General features: G+C 62.7%; 7 protein-coding genes. 6 read left to right on the top strand and 1 reads right to left on the bottom strand.

The window, feature by feature from the left end:
- Window positions 1-303: 303 nt before the first annotated feature.
- The 4 genes from NFV80_RS05450 to actP all read left to right on the top strand — a co-directional run bounded on the left by NFV80_RS05450 (window position 304) and on the right by actP (window position 4,628).
- Complete coding sequence (locus NFV80_RS05450; protein WP_295327128.1) at window positions 304-1,329, top strand: hypothetical protein; 1,026 nt, start codon at window positions 304-306, stop codon at window positions 1,327-1,329.
- A 78-nt stretch (window positions 1,330-1,407) separates the two neighbouring features.
- Entirely contained in the window at window positions 1,408-2,469 is a 1,062-nt protein-coding gene (locus NFV80_RS05445) for a 2Fe-2S iron-sulfur cluster-binding protein (protein ID WP_295327125.1), read from the top strand.
- A gap of 189 nt (window positions 2,470-2,658) precedes the next feature.
- Window positions 2,659-2,970, top strand: a complete 312-nt coding sequence (locus NFV80_RS05440) for a DUF485 domain-containing protein (protein ID WP_295327122.1) — start codon at window positions 2,659-2,661, stop codon at window positions 2,968-2,970.
- A complete protein-coding gene (gene actP, locus NFV80_RS05435) occupies window positions 2,967-4,628 on the top strand; it encodes a cation/acetate symporter ActP (RefSeq protein WP_295327119.1) in 1,662 nt (553 codons plus the stop codon). Before NFV80_RS05440 ends, actP begins: the two co-directional genes overlap by 4 nt.
- Before the next feature lie 167 nt (window positions 4,629-4,795).
- Here the strand turns inward: actP and paaX are convergent, their stop codons facing one another.
- A complete protein-coding gene (paaX, locus tag NFV80_RS05430; RefSeq protein ID WP_295327116.1) occupies window positions 4,796-5,743 on the bottom strand; it encodes a phenylacetic acid degradation operon negative regulatory protein PaaX in 948 nt (315 codons plus the stop codon).
- Window positions 5,744-6,372: 629 nt separating this feature from the next.
- On the opposite strand from paaX, the gene paaI reads away from it, so the two are divergent.
- Both paaI and NFV80_RS05420 read left to right on the top strand, forming a co-directional pair.
- Window positions 6,373-6,897, top strand: coding sequence for a hydroxyphenylacetyl-CoA thioesterase PaaI (paaI, locus tag NFV80_RS05425; RefSeq protein WP_295327113.1), 525 nt, complete (start codon window positions 6,373-6,375; stop codon window positions 6,895-6,897).
- Window positions 6,898-6,992: 95 nt separating this feature from the next.
- Window positions 6,993-7,703 (top strand): alpha/beta fold hydrolase, encoded by a 711-nt coding sequence (locus NFV80_RS05420; RefSeq protein ID WP_295327110.1) that lies wholly within the window; start codon window positions 6,993-6,995, stop codon window positions 7,701-7,703.
- Window positions 7,704-7,709: the final 6 nt, after the last annotated feature.

The following is a 7,709-nucleotide window of genomic DNA, read 5'->3' as shown; positions in this document are numbered from 1 at the left end:
GTTAAATCCTATAGATAAATCTCTGGCAACTGATTTCGACAGATCTCTGGCCAGACGACTCCTGTTACAGGAATAGTTGACATCAAAGCAATCATTGTAACATTATGGGCAGACTCGGCGGTTCTGCGTGCCCTCCCTTGAGGGAGAGTTGGCGTATCGCTGCCGCGGATTCGTCCGAGCCTCGACGCGCACGCGGAATCCGGAGAGGATTGCGCCGCTCCTGGCCGGCATCAATGACGCCTCCGCCACACCCAGCCCGCCGGTGGTGGGGGTGAAAGCAACCAAACTTTAAGAGGATCATCCATGTCGAGACATGAACGCATCGCTGGCAAAATGGAACTTCCGACCACAGCCGAGCAACCCAACGTCTTTCCCTTGAGCTGGCATGCCAAGACCAGGAAGCTCGAGGACATTTGGGACTCATCTCTGCGGGAAGCCTGGGATCCGAAGAAGCTCCCTTGGCACACGCTCGATCTGTCGAAATATTCTTGGGAACAGCGGGAAGCGATTGCCTATTGGTGGACCATCCTTTCGGTTTTTGACGCGTCGGCGCCGCCGGTGTTTGCCGCAGCGCTCATCAAGACCTACGAGGCGCACGAGGAGGAAGCCGTTCGCCGCTGCTTCTTCTCGGTGACGCGTGACGAACAGAATCATGAGCAACTCTGCGGACAGGCCATCACCAGGCTGCTCGAGCACCCCGACGTACTCAGCTACGTGCCCAAGACCGAGATCGGCCGGAAGGCCCAGAAGAACGCGCACTGGCTGTACTACAACGGCTCGCGTTACTGGGAGGGGTACAAGTCGGCGGTACCCAAGTACAGCCTGGCCGTGCTCTTCAGTTCCTTCCTCATGGGCGAGATCGCGGCTGCCACAATTTTTCACCAGATGGCGGCAAACTGTGTGGAACCCGTGTTCAAGGAAGCTTTCCGCAATGTCGGACGCGACGAGGGACGGCACATGGCGATCTGCATGTCGCTGATGGAGCGCGACTATCCGAAACTCGACCTGGCGGACCGGCCAATGATTACCAAGCAGATCCGTGCCGGCTTCCTGTTCCTCTCGGGCGTCCTCTTCGAGCCGCCGGAGGATTTCTGGGACATTCCGTCCGATTTCATCGCCAACCAGCGCGAAGCGGAAGCCATTGCCCGCGCTGCAGGCTTCCACATTCCCGACTACGAGGCGAAGAAGGAGAACTGGCGGAACGCGATGCTCAATCTGAAGGGCGTCCTCGACAAGTTCGACATCCCCTTCCCGGCGATCCCCGAAGTCGGAATCACCGGCGAGGAGATTCGCGATGTCGACATGGAGGATATTATCCCGGTATTCTAGGAGGGCTTTTTGCCTGAACCATGGCGGCCCGCCGTCGCGGGCCGTCGTTCGTTCCACTTACGGAGCACGTGATTTGCCATGAAACATATTCGCCTGCACCCGTCGGGGCACATCGTCGAATGTCAGGATGGCAGCGCCGTACTCGAAGCGCTCGAGGCGGCCGGCTATGCCCTGCCCAACAATTGCCGCGCGGGTGCCTGCGGCGAATGCAAGGTCAAGGTGCTCAGCGGCACCTTCGACCAGGGCTTCGTTCTCGACATGGCTCTTTCCCAGCAGGAGCGCCACGACGGTTACGGGCTGATGTGCATGGCCAAGCCGATTTCGGATGAACTGGTCATCGATTGGGGAACCGAAGATGCCCAACCCAAGCTTTTCCCCCCACGCGAGGACCAGGCATTCATCGTCGTCGATCGCCTGATGCGTACCGGGCGCATCCTGGAGTTGCGGCTGCGGCCCCTGGATACTCCCATGCGCTACTGGCCCGGCCAATACGTCATGCTCGGCGCTCCCCAGTCCGGCGTTCCCGCGCGCTCTTACTCGATCGCCAACGCCCCTCGACCGGACGGCGAGATCACGCTGCAGATCACGCGCGCAGACGATGGCTTCACCAGCGCGTGGATTCACGAGAACCTCAAGGTAGGCAGCGCCACCACCCTGTCGGGGCCCTACGGCACGTTCATTGGCGACCCCTCGGTGGACGCACCGGTGCTCTGCATTGCCGCCGGTTCCGGCCTGGCCCCCTTGCTTGCGCTGGCTGACGCGGCCCTGCGCCGGGGCTACAGCCAGCCCGTCACCCTGCTGTTCTCGGCCCGTACCAGCGAAGACCTGTACGACTCCGGCCTCATGGCGTGGTGGCAAGCCAAGCATCCGGCCTTCCGTTATCTGTACACGCTGACACGTGAAAAGCATGACGGGCTCAACGGCCGCGTGCCGCAAGTCCTTCCCACACTGTTCAGCGACCTGTCCGAGTTCTCGATCTTCATCGCCGGCAGCCCGTCATTCGTCGAAAGCTGCATCGCTGCCGTCCGGGCCTTGGGTGCGAAGCCCAAGATGATCCACAGTGAGGGCTATTTCCGACAGCAAAGGCCGGTGGTGGCACCCGCCAGCCACCTCGTCACGCCGCAAACCTCGAACCACTGAGGAATGCGGTTCGAAAAGTGCGGCTTTCGGCAGACGCGACCTTGACCACTATCGCATCGCAAGGAGGATCGCCTATGTAGAAACTGGAATGGATGTTCTTTCGTGATTGGGGACTGAGATCAATTAGACAGGCGAGGGACGCACAAAAATACCGGCGCCTCGCATTCATCAGGAGGAGACGCGAGTCACATGTCCACCGAAATCTATCAGAAGATTCTGCGTAATCCCAGATACGCGGAGTTGGTCGGCCGCCGCAGGCGCCTGGCCTGGCTGCTCGCAGGCAGCACCCTGGGAACATTCTTTTCTTTCATTCTGGTCGTGGCGTTCAAGCCGAGCCTCCTGGCGACGACCATATCGAGCACGAACGTGACGACGATCGCCATTCCGTTGAGCGTGGCCATGATCGTTTTTTTCTGGGTGCTGACCGGAATTTACGTTCGCCGCGCCAGCCGCGATTTCGACGGGCTTAGCGATCAAATCGTGCGGGAGGCCCGCCAATGAGAAAACTGCGGGCAATTTCCATGACGAGCCTCGGCTTGCTTGCCTGGACCGGCCTGGCAGCGGCAGCGACAGGCAACGAAGGACAAACGGCCAACGTTCCGGCAATCGCGATGTTTATCCTGTTCGTCGCCATCACGCTCGGGATCACCTATTGGGCGGCCAAGCGGACGAAAACGGCGAGTGATTACTATGCCGCAGGTGGCGGCATCACCGGCACGCAGAACGGCTTTGCGATTGCTGGCGACCTGCTTTCCGCAGCCACGCTGCTCGGCATCAGCAGCCTGATTTTCGCCAAAGGCTACGACGGTTTCCTCTATTGCCTCTGCCTGATCGTCGCCTTTCCGGTGATTCTCTTCGTCATGGCGGAGCGGCTGCGCAACCTCGGCCGCTACACCTTTGCTGACGTCACCTCTTTCCGCCTGGCGCAGCGTCCCGTGCGCACGACGGCAGCGATCTGCTCGCTCACCGTCGTGATTTGCTACCTGATCGCGCAGATGGTGGGCGCCGGCCAGGTGATCAAGCTGCTGTTCGGGATCGAATACTGGATCGCGGTCGTCGTGGTAGGCGTGCTCATGGTCATTTACGTGACCTTCGGTGGAATGCTGGCGACAACCTGGGTGCAGATCGTCAAGGCCGTACTGCTGATCGCCGGCGGCACCCTGATGGCCATGCTGGCCTTCGCCAAATTCGGCTTCAGTTTCGAGACGATGGCCAGTCAGGCCGCCGCCGTGCGCAAGGGGGTGAACATCCTCGCGCCCGGCGTGATGTTCGCCGATCCGGTTTCCGCCGTTTCGTTGGCACTCGGAATGGTCTTTGGTACCGCCGGTCTGCCGCACATCCTGATGCGTTTCTTTACCGTGCCGAATGCCGTCGAGTCGCGCAAGAGCGCATTCGTGGCCACCGGCCTGATGGGCTTCTTCTTCCTGATGATCGGCCTGATCGGGCTGTCGGCAGTGGTCCTCGTCGGTACCGACCCGCAGTACTTCGAAGGCGGGACAGTCGGCGGCAAATTGATCGGCGGGGGCAACATGCCGGCCATGCATCTGGCGCACGCCGTGGGCGGCAACCTGCTGCTTGGCTTCATGGCGGCGGTGGCGTTTGCCACCATTCTGGCGGTGGTCGCGGGACTCGCCCTCGCCGGCGCCTCGGCAATCTCGCACGACATCTACGCCAACGCAATCAAGCGGGGCACTGCCACCGAGGCCGACGAGGTCAGGGTATCGAAGATTTCGTCTCTCGGCCTTGGGGTGCTCGCGGTCATCCTCGGCATTCTGTTCGAAAAGCACAACCTGGCGTTCCTCTCCGGCCTGACGCTGGGGATTGCCGCTTCCGCCAACTTTCCGGTACTGATCCTCTCGATGTACTGGAAGGGTCTGACCACACGCGGTGCCGTTCTCGGCGCGCTGGTGGGCCTGATCTCTGCCTTGGCCCTGGTGATCTGCTCGAAAGCCGTCTGGGTGACCGTGCTCGGCAATCCGACCGCCTTGTTCCCCTACGAGCAACCCGCGCTCTTCTCGATGCCGCTGGCGTTCTTCGTCGCCTGGCTGGCGTCGGTACTCGACCACAGCCCCGCTGCCGCGGCCGAACGGGCAGCTTTCGAGGAACAGGACGTGCTGGCCGAAACCGGCTTCTACAAGTCCAGCGCCGCATCGGCATGAGCAGCCGGCGACGGGTATCGTCATCGTAGTTGCCCGGGCAACCCGGCGCGAGCTCATGCCGCGAGCGGTCGGCATGAGCTCGTGGGGAGTCGATCGCGGGTGTCCGCGGCGGCGAACTTCTGGCGCCGGTCGGCGAGCCCGGTATAGCCACCGCGGCGGAGGACAGTTCAGATCGCTGGCAACCGATCTTCCTCGGCAAACCGCGCATGCACCATCGGCTGCAGGCGAGGCGAGGTGCCGTCAGCGGTCAACAGAAAGCGATCGAGATGACGCTCGGCAGGCGCCAGCAAGCGGCGGTAGAGATCCTTGCAGAGCAGCCGGGCGCTTTCTCCTGGCCAATCGGCCGGCAATAGTTGCTCGGGAAGCTGCGGGTCGCGCAACAGCAAGCGCCGATAGTCGTGAATCAACATCAGCCGCAGCAGGAAAGCACCCTCTTCATCGGCGAGCAAGGGATCGGAACGCAACTCGGCGAGGACCGGGGTGTAGGTCCTGACGAACTCGGCATAGGCCTGTGCGAGTTCTCGCAGGTCCCAGGCACGAGCGACCAGATCGGCGTTGCCGGCCGTGCCGACGAGGCTCGAATCGGTCGCCACCAGCGGCATCAGGCTGACGGGCAGGCCTGCCAGACCGTCGGCGAGCAATGCGTCGAATACGCTTGCCAGATCCGCGCTGGGGTGAACGAAACAGTCTGCCCCTACGGCACCAAACCCCTGCCAGACCAGGGCACGACGCAGCGCGTCGCGATCCTTGCGCGCGAAAACGCCAAGCACCAGAATCTGTCGCCAACGATGATCCCAGTCCGGCGCGCGCGCGGCATAGATCTGCCGCGCCGCTTCGACGCATCGACGCTCTCCCGAACTCGTCAAACGGTATTCGCTGCGGCGGCCCAACGCCTGGCTGCACAGCCACTCCTCCTTGGTCAGGCGGAATACGGACGTCCTCACCGAACGCTCGTTGACCCCCAGCGGTTCGAGCAGCCGAATCAGGCTGCCCAACCATACCCGGCCGCCACGTGGCAGGACCGCGTCGCCGAACAGCGAAACGATCACGGAGCCGGCATGCACGCGTTTCTGTTGGCTGAACTCCTCGATCCGCCTGCGCATGGCCGTAGACATCAGTGCGCCGCCTCCGAACCGTCCGCGATTGCCAGGCGGAATCTCCCGATGTCCTGGAGCTTGCCAGACGGTGTCGAAGCAACTGCCGGGACCCTACATCCGCCACGGCAACAAGAATCAAGCAATCGCTCACCACCGGCGGCGCCACGATTGTGCGCCCCCGACCCAGAATCCGGCGCTCCCGACCCCCGACAAGCATGGGGAACGACAGCAGGCGCCCGGCTCGCCTGGTGCAAGCAGGGTATGCCAAGCTCTCGATCGACCAGGACAGGCCTTGCTGGGCAGCGCATCGTGATACACTTATTCGTGTTGAGTCGCATATTTTGTACCATTTTTGCCACTGACCGTCGAGCAGGAACCTCCGCAGCAGATACGATCACTCCTGGGAACTGTTGCGCCGCGCCGACACCCAGCGCAAGTACCTCCAGTCCGGATCTTGCCGACGGGCGACGCTGGCGCCCCAGCATGAGGAATCCGGTGCCTGCAGGCGAACAGGGAGTATTGCAGGAGTAGCATCGATCAGCCGCAGCACCGGGAAACGTCGGCAGGCAACGCCACCGAGCACCCACGGAATCGCCCCCAAACAACCGCGACCATCGAGTCCGCCATTTTCTCCGAAAGGAACTTGCATGTCCAAACCCAACGCCGCCGCGCACGATACTTCTGCCGCCACCCTGCTCGCCGAACAGACCGCCGAGGCCATGTACAGCCGCGACGCTGCCCTCAAGCTGATCGGCATACGTCTGCTTTCCGTCCGACCGGGATACTCGCGCATGGCGATGGTCGTCCGGCCGGATATGGTCAATAGTCACCACATGTGCCACGGCGGCTTCCTGTTCACCCTTGCCGACTCTGCTTTCGCCTATGCGTGCAACAGCTACAACCGCAACACGGTCGCGTCCGCCTGCCACATCGACTTCCTCGCCCCGGCCATGGTGGGGGAAGAACTGGAAGCAGAGAGCGAGGAGCGGTCTCTCGCGGGGCGCACCGGCGTGTACGACACGACGATCCGCAATCCCAACGGTCAGGTGATCGCGCTATTCCGCGGCAAGTCCTACCGCATCGCCGGGGAAGTGATTACCGGACTGCAAGCCGAGGACAAGCGCCCACGTACGGCGCCGCCCAGCAGCAGAATCGAGGGCAACCCACAATGAGCAACGCTCGCGACCGGCTGCCGCCACCACATTGACCGGCGGACACAGGACTTCGCATTGCGATCGAGATTCACCAGAGCAAGGACTCTCCGGCGATGACCGCAGGCAATGGGTCAGGCGGGCGTGCCTTGCAGGAGGGGAATCACCCCGGCGACCAGCATGCACGGGAACTGGTAATCCTGGTACACGGATTATGGACACCAACAGCGGTGTTCGCCCTGCACGGCAGATGGCTGGAGCGCCGGGGCTATCGCACGCTACGCTTCGCCTACCGCAGCGTGCGAGCGAGCCTCTCGCAGAATGTGAGCAAGCTGGTAACATGCGTCCACGAGGCGGACGCTGAACGCATTCACTTCGTCGGCCATAGCCTCGGCGGCCTGATCGTTCTGGACTTGCTCGCACACTCCGCCGATCCCCGTCTTGGCCGCGCGGTCCTGCTCGGTACGCCTTGCCGCGGCAGCTACTGCGCGCGCCGACTGTCGGGCGTGCGCGGATTGCCCACGATCCTTGGCCGCTCGACGATGGAATGGCTGTCCCGTGATCCCGACACTGCCACGCCCGGACCATCGACGGTCGAGGTCGGCGTGCTCGCCGGCACGCGCAGCATCGGTCTGGGCCGCATCGTGCCTGATCTGCCAGTGCCCAACGACGGCCTCGTTGCGCTGGAGGAGACGCGGCTTCCCTGGGCAGCCGATTGCATCGACCTGCCGCTGGCGCACTCGGAGATGCTGGCCTCCAAGCGTTGTGCGGCACAGATCGCGCGTTTCCTGGAAACCGGTCGCTTTCTGCACGGCGCAGAAGACTGATCGCAT

The sequence above is a fragment of the Accumulibacter sp. genome (genome assembly GCF_023806565.1).
Lineage (GTDB): Bacteria > Pseudomonadota > Gammaproteobacteria > Burkholderiales > Rhodocyclaceae > Accumulibacter.
The sequence above is the reverse complement of the archived record's forward strand: the minus strand, read 5'-3'. Positions and strand labels throughout refer to the sequence as shown.

Coding starts and splice junctions, on each gene's coding strand:
- paaI (WP_295327113.1), top strand. CDS start 6,373: ATGTCCAAACCCAACGCCGCCGCGCACGATACTTCTGCCGCCACCCTG.
- NFV80_RS05445 (WP_295327125.1), top strand. CDS start 1,408: ATGAAACATATTCGCCTGCACCCGTCGGGGCACATCGTCGAATGTCAG.
- NFV80_RS05450 (WP_295327128.1), top strand. CDS start 304: ATGTCGAGACATGAACGCATCGCTGGCAAAATGGAACTTCCGACCACA.
- NFV80_RS05420 (WP_295327110.1), top strand. CDS start 6,993: ATGACCGCAGGCAATGGGTCAGGCGGGCGTGCCTTGCAGGAGGGGAAT.
- paaX (WP_295327116.1), bottom strand. CDS start 5,743: ATGTCTACGGCCATGCGCAGGCGGATCGAGGAGTTCAGCCAACAGAAA.
- actP (WP_295327119.1), top strand. CDS start 2,967: ATGAGAAAACTGCGGGCAATTTCCATGACGAGCCTCGGCTTGCTTGCC.
- NFV80_RS05440 (WP_295327122.1), top strand. CDS start 2,659: ATGTCCACCGAAATCTATCAGAAGATTCTGCGTAATCCCAGATACGCG.